The sequence below is a fragment of the Mesorhizobium sp. M1328 genome (assembly GCF_040318075.1).
Classification (GTDB): Bacteria; Pseudomonadota; Alphaproteobacteria; order Rhizobiales; family Rhizobiaceae; genus Mesorhizobium.
This window is the reverse complement of record NZ_JAMYLO010000002.1, coordinates 194,493-212,765: the sequence shown is the minus strand read 5'-3', so window position 1 is coordinate 212,765 and position 18,273 is coordinate 194,493. Positions and strand designations below refer to the sequence as shown.

Annotated in this window: 18 protein-coding genes and 1 tRNA gene; 7 read left to right on the top strand and 12 right to left on the bottom strand. The window is 61.7% G+C overall.

All coding sequences use genetic code 11. From position 1 onward, the window contains the following. Positions 1–22: 22 nt before the first annotated feature. Positions 23–1,597 carry a 2-polyprenylphenol 6-hydroxylase gene (gene ubiB, locus NKH23_RS05605; protein WP_352713659.1) on the bottom strand — a complete coding sequence of 525 codons (1,575 nt, stop codon included), beginning with the start codon at positions 1,595–1,597 and terminating at the stop codon, positions 23–25. A 70-nt stretch (positions 1,598–1,667) separates the two neighbouring features. After that, positions 1,668–2,444: a bifunctional demethylmenaquinone methyltransferase/2-methoxy-6-polyprenyl-1,4-benzoquinol methylase UbiE gene (ubiE, locus tag NKH23_RS05600; protein WP_352910692.1), complete on the bottom strand. Its 777-nt coding sequence runs from the start codon at positions 2,442–2,444 to the stop codon at positions 1,668–1,670. A gap of 166 nt (positions 2,445–2,610) precedes the next feature. Between ubiE and NKH23_RS05595 the strand changes: the two genes are divergently transcribed. From NKH23_RS05595 to NKH23_RS05585, 3 genes are all read left to right on the top strand, one after another. Then, the gene (locus tag NKH23_RS05595; protein ID WP_352713663.1) at positions 2,611–3,585 is read left to right on the top strand and encodes an adenosine deaminase; all 975 of its coding nucleotides are present in this window, start codon (positions 2,611–2,613) and stop codon (positions 3,583–3,585) included. Positions 3,586–3,728: 143 nt separating this feature from the next. Beyond that, complete coding sequence (gene upp, locus NKH23_RS05590; protein ID WP_023675320.1) at positions 3,729–4,358, top strand: uracil phosphoribosyltransferase; 630 nt, start codon at positions 3,729–3,731, stop codon at positions 4,356–4,358. A 100-nt stretch (positions 4,359–4,458) separates the two neighbouring features. Further along, positions 4,459–5,019, top strand: coding sequence for a TIGR02281 family clan AA aspartic protease (locus NKH23_RS05585; protein ID WP_352713664.1), 561 nt, complete (start codon positions 4,459–4,461; stop codon positions 5,017–5,019). 110 nt (positions 5,020–5,129) lie between these two features. On the opposite strand, the gene deoA is transcribed toward NKH23_RS05585, so the two are convergent. From deoA to NKH23_RS05555, 6 genes are read right to left on the bottom strand one after another with little or no spacing between them, the layout of a single operon-like run. After that, a complete protein-coding gene (gene deoA / locus NKH23_RS05580) occupies positions 5,130–6,449 on the bottom strand; it encodes a thymidine phosphorylase (RefSeq protein WP_352713667.1) in 1,320 nt (439 codons plus the stop codon). Next, positions 6,449–7,267 carry a purine-nucleoside phosphorylase gene (locus tag NKH23_RS05575; RefSeq protein ID WP_352713670.1) on the bottom strand — a complete coding sequence of 273 codons (819 nt, stop codon included), beginning with the start codon at positions 7,265–7,267 and terminating at the stop codon, positions 6,449–6,451. Before NKH23_RS05575 ends, deoA begins: the two co-directional genes overlap by 1 nt. Continuing rightward, positions 7,264–7,656, bottom strand: a complete 393-nt coding sequence (gene cdd, locus NKH23_RS05570; RefSeq protein WP_352713673.1) for a cytidine deaminase — start codon at positions 7,654–7,656, stop codon at positions 7,264–7,266. The genes NKH23_RS05575 and cdd overlap by 4 nt, the downstream gene beginning before the upstream one ends. A gap of 6 nt (positions 7,657–7,662) precedes the next feature. Further along, positions 7,663–8,634 carry an ABC transporter permease gene (locus NKH23_RS05565; RefSeq protein WP_352516902.1) on the bottom strand — a complete coding sequence of 324 codons (972 nt, stop codon included), beginning with the start codon at positions 8,632–8,634 and terminating at the stop codon, positions 7,663–7,665. A gap of 1 nt (position 8,635) precedes the next feature. After that, positions 8,636–9,775, bottom strand: a complete 1,140-nt coding sequence (locus NKH23_RS05560; RefSeq protein WP_352465913.1) for an ABC transporter permease — start codon at positions 9,773–9,775, stop codon at positions 8,636–8,638. Beyond that, the gene (locus NKH23_RS05555; protein ID WP_352713676.1) at positions 9,772–11,304 is read right to left on the bottom strand and encodes an ABC transporter ATP-binding protein; all 1,533 of its coding nucleotides are present in this window, start codon (positions 11,302–11,304) and stop codon (positions 9,772–9,774) included. Before NKH23_RS05555 ends, NKH23_RS05560 begins: the two co-directional genes overlap by 4 nt. A 181-nt stretch (positions 11,305–11,485) precedes the next feature. Between NKH23_RS05555 and NKH23_RS05550 the strand changes: the two genes are divergently transcribed. Then, complete coding sequence (locus NKH23_RS05550; protein ID WP_031211352.1) at positions 11,486–11,695, top strand: SlyX family protein; 210 nt, start codon at positions 11,486–11,488, stop codon at positions 11,693–11,695. Positions 11,696–11,778: 83 nt separating this feature from the next. On the opposite strand, the gene NKH23_RS05545 is transcribed toward NKH23_RS05550, so the two are convergent. From NKH23_RS05545 to NKH23_RS05535, 3 genes are all read right to left on the bottom strand, one after another. Continuing rightward, a complete protein-coding gene (locus NKH23_RS05545) occupies positions 11,779–12,768 on the bottom strand; it encodes a BMP family lipoprotein (protein ID WP_352856924.1) in 990 nt (329 codons plus the stop codon). A gap of 215 nt (positions 12,769–12,983) precedes the next feature. Beyond that, positions 12,984–13,646 carry a peptide-methionine (S)-S-oxide reductase MsrA gene (gene msrA, locus NKH23_RS05540; protein ID WP_352856922.1) on the bottom strand — a complete coding sequence of 221 codons (663 nt, stop codon included), beginning with the start codon at positions 13,644–13,646 and terminating at the stop codon, positions 12,984–12,986. A gap of 66 nt (positions 13,647–13,712) precedes the next feature. Further along, the gene (locus tag NKH23_RS05535; protein ID WP_352856920.1) at positions 13,713–14,036 is read right to left on the bottom strand and encodes a hypothetical protein; all 324 of its coding nucleotides are present in this window, start codon (positions 14,034–14,036) and stop codon (positions 13,713–13,715) included. Positions 14,037–14,463: 427 nt separating this feature from the next. Between NKH23_RS05535 and NKH23_RS05530 the strand changes: the two genes are divergently transcribed. The 3 genes from NKH23_RS05530 (at position 14,464) to NKH23_RS05520 (ending at position 17,639) form a co-directional block, all read left to right on the top strand. After that, positions 14,464–14,553, top strand: a tRNA-Ser gene (locus NKH23_RS05530). An 816-nt stretch (positions 14,554–15,369) separates the two neighbouring features. Continuing rightward, positions 15,370–15,684 (top strand): hypothetical protein, encoded by a 315-nt coding sequence (locus NKH23_RS05525; protein ID WP_352978223.1) that lies wholly within the window; start codon positions 15,370–15,372, stop codon positions 15,682–15,684. After that, positions 15,681–17,639, top strand: coding sequence for a TIR domain-containing protein (locus NKH23_RS05520; RefSeq protein WP_353034324.1), 1,959 nt, complete (start codon positions 15,681–15,683; stop codon positions 17,637–17,639). Before NKH23_RS05525 ends, NKH23_RS05520 begins: the two co-directional genes overlap by 4 nt. A gap of 173 nt (positions 17,640–17,812) precedes the next feature. Here NKH23_RS05520 and NKH23_RS05515 read toward each other — a convergent pair whose 3' ends face one another. Then, the gene (locus NKH23_RS05515; protein WP_352910677.1) at positions 17,813–18,220 is read right to left on the bottom strand and encodes a hypothetical protein; all 408 of its coding nucleotides are present in this window, start codon (positions 18,218–18,220) and stop codon (positions 17,813–17,815) included. Positions 18,221–18,273: the final 53 nt, after the last annotated feature.

The window sequence follows — 18,273 nt, the reverse complement described above, 5'->3', positions numbered from 1 at the left end:
GCAATCAATCGACAACAAGGCGTTAGAGCAGCTTCCAGGCGATATACACCAGCGTCAATGCGATTACCCACAGCGCCAGCCGGCCGGAGCGGGTGTAGCGCGCCTCGGCCCTGCCGATTGCGTGCGCGGTCCTTTCGTCGAAGCGCAGGCCGTGTTCGGCCATCAGGTCGATCTCACGCGACAGCCGCTCGGTGCGGGCAGCGAGGTCCGGCGCCTGGCGGGCCAGCGCCAGCAGCGCGTTGGCGCCGTCGCGCGCATCGGCCAGTAAAGCGCGCGGGCCGAGATTGCGCGTAATCCAGCCGCTCACCACAGGTTCCGACGTCTTCCACATGTTGAAGGCCGGGTCGAGGGTGCGGGCGACGCCTTCGACGACGACCATGGTCTTCTGCAGCAGCACCAGCTCGGATCGCGTCGCCATGTCGAAGAGGTCGGTCACCTCGAACAGCAGCGTCAAAAGCTTGGCCATCGAGATGGTCTCAGCCGGCTGGCCGTGGATCGGTTCGCCGATCGCCCGGATCGCCTGGGCGAAAGCTGCGACATTGTGCTGGCGCGGCACGTAGCCGGCCTCGAAATGCACCTCGGCGACGCGCTGGTAATCGCGCGTGATGAAGCCGTAGAGGATTTCGGCGAGGAAGCGACGCTCCTTCCTGCCGAGCCGGCCGGCAATGCCGAGATCGACAGCGACGATGGTGCCATCGGCCTCGACGAACAGGTTGCCCGGATGCATGTCGGCATGGAAGAAACCGTCACGCAGCGTATGACGCAGGAACGACTGGACCAGGTTGGCGGCAATCGCCTTCAGGTCGTGGCCGGCGGCGGCGAGGCCGGCAATATCGTTCAACTTGATGCCGTCGACCCATTCCATGGTCAGCACGTCACGACCGGTGCGCTCCCAGTCGACCGACGGCACGCGAAAGCCGGGATCGTCCTTGGTGTTCTCGCCGAGCTCCGAAAAAGCCGCCGCCTCCAGCCTCAAATCCATTTCGATCTTGGTGGTCTGGGCCAGCGTCTCCGTCACCTCGACCGGCCGCAGCCGGCGCGACGACGGGATGTACTTTTCCTGCAGCCGGGCGGCGAGGAAATAGCTCTCGAGATCGCGAAAGAAGCGGCGGCGCACGCCCGGCCGGATGACCTTCACCGCCACTCGCCTAACGACGCCGTCCTGCATCGTTTCGGCGGTATGGACCTGCGCGATCGAGGCGGCGGCGACGGCCTCGCCAAAACTGGCATAGAGCTCACCGACCTTGCGTCCGAGCGATGCTTCTATCGCCGCTATGGCCTCGGCCTTGGGAAAGGTCTGCATCTTGTCCTGCAGCATGGCGAGATCAAGCGCGATATCGTTGCCGACGACGTCTGGCCGTGTCGCCAGGAACTGGCCGAGCTTGACGTAGGACGGGCCGAGCCGCACGACCGCCTTGGCCAGCCTGTCGCCGCGCTCATAGGCAAGCGCGCGCCGGCGGGTGAACAACCGGGCCATGCGCCAGCCGAATTTCGGCAGGCCGAAGAGTTCGTCGCCAGGCAAAGCCGCGATGACCCCTTCGCGGACCAGCACCCAGCCGGCCCGCACGAGCCTGAAACCAGCGCCGATGCTGCTCATGGCTGGCTTTGCCCTGCCGGTTTCCCGAACTGGCGAAAGGCACGTCGGGTTATGAAAATGCGGGCCAGCCTCAAAGCTTCCAGCCCGAATGAAGCGCGGCGATGCCGCCGGAATAATTGCGGAATGAGGCGCGGTCAAAGCCCGCGCGCGAGATCATCGCCGCGAAATTCTGCTGATTGGGAAATTTGCGGATCGATTCGACCAGATAGGAATAGGGCTCGCCATCGCCGGTCACCACCTTGCCGATCCGCGGGATGGCGTTGAACGACCATGCTTCATAGACCTTGTCGAGCAGCGGCATCTCGACCTCGGAAAATTCAAGGCAGAGAAAGCGCCCGCCAGGCTTCAGCACGCGATAGGCTTCGGCAAGCGCCACATCGATGCGCGGCACGTTGCGGATGCCGAAAGCGATGGTGTAGGCATCGAAAGCAGCGTCGGCAAAAGGCAGTTCCTCGGCATTGGCTTCGACGAAATCGGTATTTGCCGACAGGCCCTTTTTCTCGGCCCGGTCGCGGCCGACGGCGAGCATCGAGCCATTGATATCGAGAACAGTTGCATGAGTGTGCCTGCCGCTCGCCTCGACGATGCGGAAGGCGACATCGCCGGTGCCGCCGGCAACGTCGAGAACGCTCCAGCCCGGCCGCTTCGGTGGATTGAGCCAGGCGACCATGGCGTCCTTCCACAACCGATGCAGCCCGGCCGACATCAGGTCGTTCATCAGGTCGTAGCGGTTCGCCACCTTGTGGAAAACATCATTGACCAGGGACTGCTTGTCGCCTGGTCCTACCCGCTTGAAACCATAGGAGGTTTCCATGCCGCCCGCAGCAGTGGTTCTTTCAACCGACATCGTTTTGATCCGCCATAAAATCGGCGGGACCATAGCCGATCGATGGTGCGGGCGCTATTGTTTTAGGCGCGGTGTTCGGCCGCGCTTCGAAGCAGGTTCCGGAAAAGTGTCACACGGTTTTCCGACAAGAACTTGCGTCATAAGAAAAGCCTGACGGGATAATCGAATGCCTTTGAAAGCAGAACTGCACTGCCACATCGAAGGGGCAGCGGCGCCTGAACTCGTCCTCCGCCAGGCTGAGAAATACGGCAAGGATGCCTCGCCCTACATCCAGGACGGCTCCTTCGTCTGGCACGATTTCACCTCTTTCCTCGCCGCCTACGACTTCTCCTCCGACCTGTTCCGCACTGAAGAAGACTATGCGCGGCTGGCCGATCACTACCTGACCAGCCTTGCCCGCGACGGCGCCATCTATTCCGAGGTTTTCACCTCGCCCGACCATGCCAGCAAGGCCGGGCTGTCGCCGAAGGCCTATACCGACGCGCTCGGCGAAGGCATGGCCCGCGCCAAGGCGAAGACCGGCATCGAAGGCCGCATGATCGTCACTGGCGTGCGCAATTTCGGTGTCGAATCGATCGAGCGGGCGGCGCGTTTCGCGGCCCGCAGCGGGCATCCGCTGGTCACCGGCTTCGGTGTCGCCGGCGACGAGCGGATCGGCGACCTGGAAGATTATGTCAGGGCCTTCGAGATCGCCCGCGAGGCCGGCCTCGGCATCACCGTTCATGCCGGCGAATTGTTGGGCTGGGAAAGCGTCGAGGCGGCACTCGACCACATCCGCCCGTCTCGCATCGGCCATGGCGTGCGCGCCATCGAGAACCCCGAGCTTGTGCGGCGCATCGCCGACGAAGGCGTCGTGCTCGAATGCTGCCCCGGCTCCAACATCGCCCTGAAAATCTTCGACAGCTTCGCCGACCATCCCTTTCCCGCCTTGCGCGCGGCGGGCTGCAAGGTGACGCTCAACTCCGATGACCCGCCCTATTTCTGGACCTCGCTGAAACGCGAATACGACATCGCCGCCGAGCATTTTGCCATGGATGACAAGGCGCTCACCGCCGTCACCAGGACGGCCATCGAGGCAGCCTTCGTCGACAGGAAGACCAGGGCGGCGCTGCTGGGCAGGCTCGGCGCCAAGGGCAGGTGAATGGTGAATAGTGAATGGTTCACCCGGCGCTTCGGTCCATCAATCGCGAGTTTTTCCGCGCAACCAAGGACTGGCAAACCAGTTCACTATTCACTATTCACCATTCACCATCCACTATTCACCTGCGCAGTTCGGAGAACACCATGAAGGGCGTCACCGTCGTCGACCATCCGCTTGTCCAGCACAAGCTGACCATCATGCGCAAGAAGGAAACCTCGACGGCCGGTTTCCGGCGGCTGCTGCGCGAGATCTCGCTATTGCTCGGCTACGAGGTCACCCGTAACCTCGAACTGACGACGACGACGATCGAGACGCCGATCGAGACGATGGAGGCGCCGACGCTGGAGGGCAAGAAACTGGTCTTCGCCTCGGTGCTGCGCGCCGGCAACGGCTTGCTCGAAGGCCTGCTCGATCTGGTGCCGGCGGCGCGTGTCGCCCATATCGGCCTCTACCGGGACCATGAGACGCTGGAGGCTGTCGAATATTTCTTCAAGGCGCCGGGCGACCTCGCCGACCGGCTGGTGATCGTCGTCGACCCGATGCTGGCGACCGCCAATTCGGCGATCGCGGCGATCGACAAGCTGAAAGGCCGCGGCGCCACCAACATCCGCTTCCTCTGCCTGTTGGCGGCACCAGAGGGCCTCGAGCGGTTTACCCAGGCGCATCCCGATGTTCCGGTCTTCACCGCTTCCATCGACCGCCAACTCAACGAGAAGGGCTACATCATGCCCGGTCTCGGCGATGCCGGCGACCGCATGTACGGCACCAAATAGGTCCGTTTACCGATTGTTTACGCAAACGGCTGGTTTCCGCATTCGTTAAAGCGGCAAACACCATATCGGACTAAGGATCGGCAACCACAAAGGCCGGTCCATGCTGCGCAAGCTTCTCATCCTTGGCGTATTTGCCGGAACGTCGGCATCGCTGCCGATCGTCTATCAGTCGAATCCACAGGTAATCGAGCGGCTGTTGAAATCCGCCGTCGGAACCAAGCCGGCCGACACACAAACCGACCTGAACCTCGCCGCCGTTCCGGACAGGCCGGCGACGCCGCAGCCGCTCGGCCGCAAGGTCGTCGTCACCGCGGACGCGCGCGGGCATTTCATGTCGGCCTTCAAGTTGAACGGCCGCCAGATCGACGGCATGATCGATACCGGCGCGACGCTCGTCGCCATCAACAGCTCGACCGCACGCAGGATCGGCATCTCGCTCAATTCGTCGGACTTCAGCCATCAGGTCAACACCGCCAACGGTGCGATCAAGGCCGCCGTGGTGACGATCGACCGCCTGCAGATCGGCAGGATCACCGTCGAGGGCGTCGAGGCCGTCGTGCTCGACGACAGGGCGCTGCACACCAACCTGATCGGCATGAGCTTTCTGCAGCGGCTCGAAAAATACCAGGTCGAAGACGGCACGCTGCTGCTGGTTCAGTAGACCGTGATCCCGAACCGCAGGTCCGCGCCAGCGAAAAGAGGGAACCGGTTTTCGGACAAGATCATGGTCCAAGAGAGATAGAGCCCATCCGATACCCATCGGAATGGGCTCTACCCGCGCGGCAGGATCCGCCGGATGACGGTTTTCTCCGTGGCCGGTTTGGAAGTGCCGATCGTATAGGCCGAAAGCACGGCGGCGGCGGCCGCTTCGGCATCCCCGGTATTGCGGGCATGGACCAGCGCCAGCGCTTCGCCGGTCCGCACTTCAGCGCCGACTGGCAACAGCCTGGTGATGCCGACGGCGTGATCGATCCTGTCGTCCGGCCGCGTCCGCCCGCCGCCAAGCCCGACCACCGCAAGCCCGATCTCGCGGGTCGCGATGCCGGTGACAAAGCCGTTCGCGCTCGCCTTGACGGCAAATTCCGTTGCCGTTTTCGGCAGATATTTTTCCGGATTTTCGATGAAGTCGGCGGGACCGCCAAGTGCCGCCACCATGCGCGCGAAGATGGAAGCGGCGCGGCCGCCGGCCAGCGTCTCGGCGGCGCGGCGCAGGCCGTTCTGGTTGGACGACACCAGGCCTGCCGATTGCAGCATTTCGGCGGCCAGCGCCAGCGTCACGTCCTCCAGCCGCCGGTCGCGAAAGCGGCCGGTGAGAAAATCGACGGCGTTGCGCACCTCGACCGCATTGCCGGCGGCGGATGCCAGCGGCTCGTTCATGCCGGTGACCAGCGCCGAGGCCTTAAGGCCGGCGCCATTGGCGACGTCGACCAGGCTGTTGGCCAGCGCGGTTGCATCGCGCGATTTCTCCATGAAGGCGCCGTTGCCGACCTTGACGTCCAGCACTAGCGAATTGAGGCCGGCGGCCAGCTTCTTCGATAGGATCGAGGCGGTGATCAGCGGCACCGATTCCACTGTTCCCGTCACATCGCGGATGGCGTAGAGCCTGGCGTCGGCGGGAGCCAGATCGGCGGTCTGGCCGATGATGGCGCAGCCGGTTTCCAGCACCGTCTTGCGGAAGCGTGCAATGTCCGGCTGGCTGATATAGCCGGGGATGGCATCCATCTTGTCCAGCGTGCCGCCGGTATGGCCCAGACCCCTGCCGGAAATCATCGGCACATAGGCGCCACAGGCAGCGACGATCGGTGCCAGCATCAAGGAGACATTGTCGCCGACGCCGCCCGTCGAATGCTTGTCGGTGACCGGCCCAGGCAGATCCGACCAGTCGAGCACATCGCCGGAATCGCGCATCGCTATTGTCAGCGCCACCGCCTCGTCGCGGCTCATGCCGTTGAAGAACACCGCCATGGCGAAGGCGCCGACCTGCGCGTCGGTAACGGTGCCGGCGGTCAGGCCCTCGATAAAGAACGCGATCTCCTCAGCCGAGAGCTTCTGGCCATCGCGCTTGCGGCGGATGATTTCCTGGGGAAGCATCAGGCGTCGACCCTGTGCTCCGGAAGCCCGTCCTGAAAAACGCGCTGCAGGATGGTCGCCAGCCGCGCGCCGCCGACCGGCGCCATGTCCTTGGTCTCCTGGTGCGACAGCTCGGCTCCGGTCATGCCGGCGGCAAGGTTGGTGACGACAGAGCAGGCGGCGACGCGCAGGCCGAGGAAGCGGGCGAGAATGACCTCCGGCACCGTCGACATGCCGACCGCGTTGGCGCCCATGACGCGCGCCATGCGGATCTCGGCGGGCGTCTCGAAGCATGGGCCGGAGAACCACATATAGACGCCCTTGTGCAGCGTGGTACCGGTGGCCTTCGCCGCCTGCTCGATGGCGGAGCGGAGACCGGCGTCATAGGCTTCGGTCAGGCCGACGAAACGGCGGTCGCTCGGCTCGCCTATCAGCGGGTTGGAGCCCGAGAAATTGATGTGGTCCGTGATCAGCATCACCGAGCCCGGCCCCATCCCGGGATCGACCGAACCGGCGGCGTTGGTGAGGATCAGTTTGGAGATGCCGAGGCCGGCAAGCACCTCGAGTGCCGGCCGCATCGCCGCCGCGTTGCCGTGCTCGTAGTAGTGTGCGCGGCCGGACAGCATCAGCACCGGCGTGCCGGCAAAGAGCCCCGCCACCACCTCGCCGGCATGGCCGCTGACGCCGCTTCTGGGAAACCCCGGCAAGTCGGCGTAGGAAATGCGCACTGCATCCTCGACCTTGTCGACAAGCCCGCCAAGCCCCGATCCCAGCACCAAAGCGGTGGTCGGCGCCAGCCCGTCCAGCCTTTCGACGAGGTGATCGAGCGCTTCTTTCATTTCAGCACATCGCCCTGGAATCCGTATGGCAGCAACTCGCCCATGGTCACGGTCTCGACCACGCCACTGTCATCGCAGAGATAGAACTTCGTTTCCGGCCGGCAGAATTCCGCCAGCCGCTGCCGGCAGCCGCCGCAGGGCGAGCATTTTGCCACGCGTTCGGCGATCACGGCGACTTCCGTGATCTTGCCGCCGCCGCCCATGATGTAGTTGGCAAGTGCGGTGGTTTCAGCGCACCAGCCCTCCGGATAGGACGCGATCTCGACATTGGCGCCAGTGAAGACACGGCCGTCCTCGGTGCGCAACGCCGCGCCGACCGGAAATTTCGAATAGGGCGCATAGGCCTTGGCCATGGCGGCTTTCGCCGCTTCGAACAGATCATGAGCCATGATAGATCAGCGTTCCTTGACATAAGGCACGCCGCCGGCGCGCGGCGGGATTGCCTTGCCGATGAAGCCGGCAAGCAGGATGACCGTCAGGACATAGGGCAGCGCCTGCATGAATTGCACCGGCACCTTGCCGATCAGCGGCAGCGGCGTGCCTTGCAGGCGGATCGACGCCGCGTCGAGGAAGCCGAACAGCAGGCAGGCGAACATGGCGTTGACCGGTTTCCATTTGGCGAAGATCAGCGCGGCCAGCGCGATGTAGCCCTTGCCGGCGGTCATGTCCTTCACGAAGCCGCCATTCTGCACCATCGACAGATAGGCGCCGGCAATGCCGGTGAGCACGCCGGTGCAGATCAGCGCCCGGTAGCGCAGCCAGGCGACGGATATTCCGGCGGTATCGACCGCGGCCGGGTTCTCGCCGACGGCGCGCAGGCGCAAGCCGAAGCGGGTGCGAAACAGCACCCACCAGGTGAACGGCACGGCCAGGAAGGCGAGATAGACCAGCACGGAGTGGCCGGAGATGAGTTCCGAATAGATCGGCCCGAGGATCGGAACGCTCCTGAGCGCATCCGCGCCCGGCCAGATGATTGCCTCGAAGCGCTCGCCGGCGGCCAGCGCTGGCGTGCGCCCGCCTTGCTGGAACCAGGCCTGGCCGAGCATGATCGTCGATCCGGCCGCAATGAAATTGATCGCGACGCCGGAGACGATCTGGTTGCCGCGATGGGTGATCGAGGCAAAGCCGTGGATCAGCGCGAAGGCAACCGAGATGAGGATGGCCATGCCGAGCCCGAGATAGGCCGAGTGGAAGACCGAGGCGGCGGCGGCACCGGCGAAGGCGCCGACAAGCATCTTGCCCTCGAGCCCGATGTCGAAGACGCCGGCGCGCTCCGAATAGAGGCCGGCGAGGCAGGCGAGCAGCAAGGGAACCGACAGGCGGATGGTCGAGTCCAGGACCTGCACGATGGCATTGAAGAAATCCATCTCAGGCACCCTTCCCCTTGACCGCTTCCATACCAACCGATCTCGGGCTGAGCGAGGCGAACAGCGCCTGGACGTAGGGCCGGAACATATGCTCGAGCGCGCCGGCGAACAGGATGACGAGGCCCTGGATGATGACGATCATGTCGCGGCTGATCGCCGGCATCTCGAAGGCGAGCTCGGCGCCGCCCTGGTAGAGCATGCCGAACAGTATTGCGGCAAGCACGATGCCGACCGGGTGCAGGCGGCCCATCAACGCCACTGCGATGCCGACGAAACCGGCGCCCGAAACGAATTCGAGCGCGACATTATGCTGGTCGCCCATCGTCGGATTGAGCGCCATCATGCCGGCCAGTGCGCCCGAGATCATCATCGCGATGATGATGATGCGGATCTCCGAAATGCCGGCATAGCGCGCCGCTTTCGGGCTATGGCCATAGGTGCGCATCTCGTAGCCCAGCTTGGTGCGCCAGATCAGCACCCACACGAGAAAGGCCATGGCCAGCGCCAGCAGCGAGCTGACGTTGAACGGCGCCGAACGGATTTTGGCGCCGAACAATTCGATGATCCAGTTGAGCTTCGGCAATTGTGCGCCTTCGAGGAAGGTGCGCGTCTGCGGCGCCATCGAGCCGGGCGGCTTCAGCATGCCCACCAGCGCATAGACCATGACGCTGGCGGCGATGAAATTGAACATGATGGTGGTGATGACGATGTGCGAGCCGCGCTTGGCCTGCAGATAGGCCGGGATCAGCGCCCACAGCGCGCCCATCGCCGCTGCGGCGACAATGGCAATCGGGAAGGTCAGCCACCAGGGCAGCACGCTGTCGAAGGCCAGGCAAACGATGCCGATGCCGAGACCGGCGATATAGCCCTGGCCCTCGCCACCGATGTTGAACAGGCCGCAATGCGCCGCAACCGCCACCGAAAGCCCGCTGAAGATGAAGGTGGTGGCATAGAAAAGCGTGAACGCGATGCCTTGGCCGCGACCGAAGGCGCCCTCGACCAGGACGACGGCTGCGCGCAGCGGGTTCTCGCCAACCAATATGACGACGAAGCCGGCAACGACGAAGGCGACGAACAGATTGATCAGCGGGATCAGCACGTAATCGGCCCAGGCCGGCAGCTTGGCATAGGGAGTGCTCACTCGGCCGCCTCCCGGTGCTCGACGCCGGCCATCAGCAGACCGAGTTCGCCCTCGGTCGCGTCGGGGCCGCGCTCGCCGACGATGCGGCCGGCAAACATCACCAGAATGCGGTCGGAAAGCGAACGGATCTCGTCGAGCTCGACCGAAACCACCAGCACCGCTTTGCCCTGGTCGCGCATCGCGATGAGGCGCTTGTGGATGAATTCGATGGCGCCGACATCGACGCCGCGCGTCGGCTGGCCGACGATCAACACGCCGGGATCCTGCTCCATTTCCCGCGCGAGCACGATCTTCTGCTGGTTGCCGCCGGAGAAATTGGCGGTCTTGAGGCGGCAGTCGGCCGGGCGGATGTCGTATTTGACGATCTTGTCCCTGGCATCGTTACGGATGGCGTCGATGTCGAGGAACGGCCCCTTCAGATAGCGCTCGTCGTCCTGGTAGCCGAGGATCGAATTCTCGTTCTCCTCGAAGGCCAACACCAAGCCGACATGGTGGCGGTCCTCCGGCACATGGGCAAGGCCGCGCTCGCGCAGCTCGCCAGGGTCGGCGGCGCCGGTCAGGTCGATCGGCTTTCCGTCCAGCATAACCGAGCCCGACACGGCATGCCTGATGCCGGAAATCGCCTCGAGCAGTTCGGATTGCCCGTTGCCGGCGACGCCGGCAATGCCGACGATCTCGCCGGCGTGGACGTCGAAGGAGACGTCGTCGACCATGGTGACGCCGCGGGAATCCTTCACCGTCAGATTCTTGACCGCGAGCTTGACGCCGCCGGCCTTCGCCTCGCCCTTTTCGACGCGCAGCAGCACGCGCCGGCCGACCATCAGCTCGGCCAACTCCTCGACCGTGGTCTTCCTGGTTTCGCGTGTCGCCACCATCGTGCCCTGGCGCATCACCGAGACCGTGTCGGTGATCGCCATGATCTCGCGCAGCTTGTGGGTAATCAGCACGATCGTCTTGCCCTGCTCCTTCAGCTGCCTGAGGATGCGGAACAGATGGTCGGCCTCGGCCGGCGTCAGCACGCCCGTCGGCTCGTCGAGAATCAGGATCTCGGCGCCGCGATAGAGCGCCTTGAGGATTTCGACGCGTTGCTGCAGGCCGACCGGCAATTCCTCGATGATCGCGTCGGGATCGACTTCGAGCCCGTATTCGCGCTCGAGCCGCTCCAGCTCGGAACGCGCCTTGGCGATGCTCTTCTTCAGCAGCGCATCGCTTTCGGCGCCGAGAATGACGTTTTCCAGGACCGAGAAATTGTCGACCAGCATGAAATGCTGATGCACCATGCCGATGCCGAGCGCGATCGCATCGTTCGGCGTCTTGATCGATGCCGGCTGGCCGCCGACACGGATTTCGCCGGCATCGGCCTGGTAGAAACCATAGAGGATCGACATCAGCGTCGACTTGCCGGCGCCGTTTTCGCCGACGATGCCATGGATGGTGCCGCGCATGATCTCCAGATTGATGTCACGGTTGGCGCGCACGGCGCCAAAGCTCTTGTCGATGCCGATCAGCTCGATTGCGGCTTGCGCCATGCAGCCTGTTCCCACTGTTATTTTTTTACCGCTTGGTCAAACGCCTAGCATGACGCCCAGTCTGTGCCAATTGGGTCTGCGCCAATTGGCCGGAGCAGCGTTCACTCTCGACAAATCCCGCCATGCTTGTCAATTTCCAACGTGGCCGCAGCCTGCACAATCGCCTGATCGAGGATTTCAAATGACCATGCCCGAGGACCGGCTGACGACGTTGGAAATCCGCGCCGCCGAGCAGGAGAAGACCATTGAGGAACTGTCCGGCCAGATCGCCGAACAGTGGAAGGTGATCGAGCGCATGCAGCGCAAGCTCGACGCGCTGGCCGAGCGCTTCCTGGCGCTGGAGGAACAGGCCGCACCCGACGTGCCGGTAACCAAGCCGCCGCACTGGTGAGCGGCTGACAATGCAAAACCGCCGGGCTTTCACCCGGCGGCTCGTCAGTTCAGCAGTGCCAGTCGATCAATAAGGGCAATCGATCAATACGGGCAGGCATTGTCCGACATGTAGTCGTGCACCTTGATGGTGCCGGCAATGATGTCGGCCTTGGCTTTTTCGACCGCCGCCTTCATCGCATCGTCGACAAGTGCCTTGTTGTTGTCGTCCATGGCGTAGTCGACGCCGCCTTCCTTGAGGCCGAGATCGTTGATGCCGGCCGTGAACTTGCCGTCCTTGGCATCCATGAAGGTGTTGTAGACGGCAACGTCGACGCGCTTGACCATGGAGGTCAGCACCTTGCCGGGCTGCAGGCCGTTCTGGTTGGAATCGACGCCGATGCCGAGCTTGCCGGCGTCGGCCGCTGCCTGCAGCACACCGACACCGGTGCCGCCTGCCGCTGCGTAGACCACGTCGGCGCCCTGGTCGATCTGCGTCTTGGCGATCTCGCCGCCCTTGGCCGGATCGTTCCAGGCTGCCGGCGTATCGCCGGTCATGTTCTGGATGACGTCGGTGGCGCCGGCCGCCTTGGCGCCGCCGACATAGCCGCAGCCAAACCTGCGGATCAGCGGAATGTCCATGCCGCCGACGAAGCCGACCTTCTTGGTCTTGGAAGCCATCGCCGCCATCACGCCGACGAGGTACGAGCCTTCCTGCTCCTTATAGACCAGGGAGCGGACATTGGGCTTGTCCACGACCATGTCAATGATGGCGAATTTGGTGTCGGGGAACTCGGTGGCAATCTTGTCAAGCGCATCCGACCAGGAGAAGCCCGCCATGACGATCGGATTGCGGCCGTCCTCGGCGAAACGGCGCAGCGCCTGCTCGCGCTGGGTGGCGTTGCTGACCTCGAATTCCACATAGGGGATGCCGGTCTCGGTCTTGAACTTTTCGGCGCCGTGGAAGGACGCCTCGTTGAACGACTTGTCGAACTTGCCGCCGAGATCATAGAGAAGCGCGGGTTGAATGTCCGCGGCGAAGGCCGGAAGAACCATTGCAGCTGCGGCCATAAGGCCGAGAACGATACGTTTCATGTGATCCACACCCCTGTCGGTTATTTGTCCATTATGCACCGCATGCCGGCCCGGTTCTCCGGCAGGCACGCGGCGTCAGGCAGGAGTGTCGTCCTCCCGCTTCGGGCCAATCTGGCACGGCCCGAAACAAAATTCACGTGGAATTTTGACCCTTTGGAAAAGCGTGGCGCCGCATCGCGGCGTCACAGCATATTCCTTGCGTCAGGGTCATAAAATCAGGCGGATACGGCGGCCGGAATGGCGCAGGAGACGCCGGTTCCCTGCAGGCCGCAATAGCCGTAGGGGTTCTTCGCCAGATATTGCTGGTGGTCTTCCTCGGCGAAATAGAATTCCGGCGCCGGCGCGATCTCGGTGGTGATCTTGCCGCGTCCGGCACCGCGCAGCGAAGCCTCGTAGGCGTCGCGCGAGGCGATCGCAGCCTGGTGTTGCGCGTCGTTGAACGTATAGATCGCCGAGCGGTAAGTGGTGCCGACATCATTGCCCTGGCGCATGCCTTGCGTCGGGTCGTGGCTTTCCCAGAACAGCTTCAAGAGCTCGGCATAAGACACGATCTTGGGGTCGTAGACGACGAGCACGACTTCGGCATGGCCGGTGAGCCCGGTGCAGGTTTCCTGGTAGGTCGGGTTGGGCGTGACGCCGCCGGCATAGCCGGCCGCCGTGACCCAGACGCCCTCGACCTGCCAGAACAGGCGCTCGGCGCCCCAGAAACAGCCCAGGCCGAACATCGCCGTCTCCAGCCCTTCGGGATAGGGACCCTTGAGCGGCCTGTTCGAGACAAAGTGCTTCGATGCCGTCGGGATCGGCCGGTCGCGGCCGGGCAGCGCCTCGGAGGGCTTCGGCAGGTTGAGCTTCTTGTTCAGCATGTCGCTGAGAAACATAGTGCGGTTTCCTTTTCTTCTTGGTTGAGCCTCCCCGCTACGGGAACACCGGGTCAGGCTGGAATTTCAGGTCGCGGCGAACCGCCCGCTGGGGCGCTGCCGCCTGTAGCCGATGGCGTAAAGAATGAACGCCAGCACCGCGAACACGGCGAAGCCGGGCTGGCTGAGCACCCAGGCGATGGTGCCATCCCACAGCAGCGGATTGACCTTGTCGCGGACGAAGCTTTCGAAGGCGCTGCGCGTATCCGGCGAGACCGCGAGCCAGCTGGTATTAAGCGGGGTCATCACCAGCGCCGAAGCCGCCACCGACCGGGTCGCATCGAGCACGGCCATGATGACCGAAACCGACAGCGCGACCATTGCAGCGAGACGAAAGATGAAGCGGAACATCCAGACCCTTCCTCCCCAGGAGATTATCAGAATGTCGTATCGGACTGTTAGATAGGATCTACTTGCTTCGCCTGCAATCGCGACACGCGAAGTTGAACCCGCGACCGCCGGTTCGCCGGAACCGGCGGCGCGCCGGACGGCGAGCACACCTCCGCCGCCCCTTTCGATAGGCTCCCAACGGGTGCTCCGGTAACATGGGGTGAGCATCCGTATCCGGCAAAGCGAATAGACTGTCGTTATGTCTTGGCATTCGGCACCGGATCGACTAGATGAGCCCCGCGCCTGTTGCTTTGACGGCTCAGGTGCGGGGAAAGGGTATCCGCTGGTTGACGGCGCCCACGGCCGGAATTCCGGTCCGGAATCCCCAAGGGAGATGCATCTCCCCAACCCGCGCGGCGAAACCGGCCGCAGCGAAAATGCTAAAGACGGAGAGGTGGCCGAGTGGTTGAAGGCGCACGCCTGGAAAGTGTGTTTACGGGAGACCGTAACGCGGGTTCGAATCCCGCTCTCTCCGCCAGCAACACGAATATTTTGTAAGACATTTGACCATTTTTTTGCTTAAGCTATTTGGCTGGCGCCCTTCCCCAAAACAATTTACTTTAAGCTGGGGAATTGACTATCACCCCTAAGGAATTTGGAGACCTGTTGATCATCGCGTAGGAAGAATTGCGCAAGGCAGGGTGGCACTGGTTTTCCTATCATTTCTTCAACGGTCCCCGCCGTTCGCGGTTAGCATTATGGAGGCCGGTGCCAGCATCAACAGCCACGCAAGCGGAATGGGTACGGCGCTCTTTCGAGGACTTCTGAGTATAGGCGGTCTCGACCGCCAATAGCCTGGAGCTCGTCGCTGGCTTCACTATCGGAGACGTCGGGCCTATCGTGGCGGTCAGCTTGGTGGCAGTGGCAGTGCGAACGCTTGATCGGGCGTGACTGCGGGCGGAAGGGCACTAAGTCGTCGCCGGGCGGGCATTAGGACGGCAAAACGAAATGCCTGGAGGGGCATGGGCGAAGGGTCTCGCGAGGCGGCGTCTGATATGTGAGACCCAAATTTCATTTTGCATCCCGTTCCATACTCTCAAACTGCAAAGCAGCACGCGCATGAATTGGGACCTGACGCACTGGAATTGGATTGCCATTGTCCAGATTTTCCTGAGTGCAGGCTTGGGGACTGCTGCCATTAACGGGATGTTTGGCGGCTATCGAGAATATATGGAGCGCCGGCGCAAGGCTGAACATTTAGCGCTTTGCATTGCAGTAATTCTCGAGGAATACGGGGATCAGCGCAGGAGTGCTGGTCCGGCAGGACATATACAAGATGTCACCCGGAGCCCTGATGCCCCCGAACCTTCCGGCCTATCCCGACGATCCTACCGCTTGGCAGTCTTTGCGAAAATCTCTTGCCGAACAATCAATGAATTTTAGGAGGGAGGTTGCGATCCGCCAGAGCATTAGCAAGGATGTGATTGATGCTGGCTTCATAGAGGTGAGAACCGATGACTTCATTGTCAGTCACGCCGCAGCCGCCATAAAGCTGGCTGAAGAGTTGCGGTTGGCATACGGGTTCCCGATCCGCAAGAGTCGCGGCATCCATCTTTTGGTATCACGAGCCAACGAAGCTTTGGAACGGGATAGAAGAGTCAAAGAGTGAACAAGCCTTTTATCTTCATAGGTTCATCTAGCGAAAATTTGCGACCAGCCAAGGCAATAGCTGCCGGTCTGAGCTACGACGCGGAGACAATAGTCTGGACAGAGAGCGCGTTTGGGCACTCCGAATATCCACTGGAGGCGCTAGAAAGGCATCTAGACAGAGCAGACTTTGCAGTCTTCGTGTTTATTCCCGATGATGTTACCGTGATGCGTGGTGAAACCAGGAAAACCGTCCGAGATAACGTTCTATTTGAGCTAGGGCTATTTATCGGCCGATTAACACGAAAGCGTACGTTTATTGTTAGACCTCGGGGGATAGAGATAAACTTTCCGTCAGACTTAATAGGGATTACGCCCGTAGACTACGAACCGTCCAGAACAGATGACAATCTAGCCGCCGCACTTGGGCCAGCAACGCACTCGATCCTTGAAGCCATCCGGGTGGGAGGCAGACGGCCTGCCCCCGAGAATGCGGGTCGTGTCGAAGCGGAAAAGGCGCCGGAGAAGGTTCCAGCGGACGCTGACGCCGACAAGCTGCTAAGGACTTTTGAGCCGGCGGACGACTGGCAGCTGTGGCAGTATGAAGATGCCTTTATGCTCGCCGTCTTCCACGAAGACGAGACCCAACAATCCGAGATCGATAGTGCATTTCGAGCCTGCAAATTGGCAGATTCGGAGGAAGCTTTAGCAGTATGGGACAGTCGGCGAGCGTATCTCAACATGAGGGTCGGAAAATCAGGAGCCTTAGAGACCATCCAGGCAAAGGTGGCAACCTTCCCGAACAACTCCCGCCTCTATGACATGCTCGGAGACGTTCTTGCATACTATGGAGATACCATAGGTGCAGTGAGTGCTCATGCGAAGGCACTTGACTGCGCCGCGAGCATTGAACAGGCCTCAGCCGCCGTCAGCAGTCTTGTTACACTCGATGGAGTAAGTGAAGAGTTAGACTATGCTGGAATTAAGTCAAAACTTCTTGCGCTCTCACGAGAAGAGCCCACAAAGAACGCCTTGTTAAGGCGTACATTGCGAAGCTTAGCCAGCGCCAATAGCCTCAAACAAATAGCGAACGCGATAGATGAGGTTCGCTTAAAAGAGACTCCCGACGACACTTCACTTCGATTCGATTTAGCCCATAGCTATGGCCACAGCGACACAGAGCTGGCTTTGATGCACTATGAGAGCATTCCTGTGCGAGAAAGAACGGGGATGGCTTGGAACAACTTGGGAGTGGCCTATTCCACATTGAAAATTACGGGTGAAGCAGTAGCCGCTTATGAAGAGGCCTCATCAAAGGGAGAAACGTTGGCGGATGCAAACCTAGCCTTTGGCTTAATTCAAGGCGGGTTCTTCGGTGAGGCTCGTAAGCGGCTTCAAGCTGCTGTAGCAATGCCCGATCACCATACTAATGTAGTAGACGCCTTAAGCTCCTTAGATTCAGCTTCCAGAGAACAGGAGGATAAGGTGACACAAGCCCGCGCCATTGCCAAAACGAGGCAAGTCTTCCTGCTGGAACTCGGTTGCGCGGCACTGCAGTCAGACGATTCCGACATTGTAGGCAAGTGGGAAACTGCTGATGGGGTTCTGAACGTTTGCAAAAGGTCTGACGGGTCCTACGAAGCAACCGAAGAATTCGAGCGTGAAGCAACTGGAAATGCCCTGACCGGGAATACCCTCGCTGGGCTGTTTTCGACATATCCGAGACAGCGAACCGAGATAATCGAACTCCGAATCCGACAATTTGGGAACGCTTTCGAGGGAACACTCACTCGACGGCCAAAAGACCAAGCCACTGTCAGCCTTATTGATTCGTTTGCGAGGGAGACCTCAATTGTGGCCTTCTTAGAAGGCACAGCGATACTCAAAGTGCAGTTGCAGAGTTTCGAAAAAACCGAGGTTGTTTGGCGAAAATTAGTGGAGCCTCCGTTACTTACTGCACCGACTGTCGATCAATAAGATGGTGACAGCTTCACAGCCTTCACAAGCGCCCTCTTCTCCTTCTAGGTGTCCCGCTCTCTTCGCCACGTCGATATCTCCGGGCTCCCACCCAGTTCAGCCCACAACCCGACTGGCCCGCGCTCTCCACCAGAGCACGGGCTTTGACAGGCTCGGCACCATCGCCGACCCGTCTAGCGCGGAACCGCTTGTATTCCCGAGACTGAGCGCTCTGTTTCGCTGGAGAAAACCACGAAGGCAAAGATCAGCACGGCGGCAGCGACAATCATCGAGCCGGTGGCGACGATCGGCTCGAGCGCCGGATTTCCCTGCAGCATCAGGTAAAGCGCCGGCAGCATCACCACCAGGCCGAGATTGTACACGCCGTAGTGGATCATCGCCGTCCTGCGGGCAGCCTTTGCCGGGTTCAGCGCATAGTAGCCGCCGAATATTGCACTGGTGACCCACCCCAGCAGGTTGATGTGCGCGTGAGCCGGAAACGCGCCGTGATCTCCTGAAATTGCCATCTGCAGGCCAGCTGCAATTCCCAGAATTAGAAAGACGATGGCTGTCTTGAAAAAGAGTTCCGAAACCTTAGGCATGTCATTCCCCCAAACCGTTTTTGCCGCCGCATCATGCTTTGGTTCCAGCGACC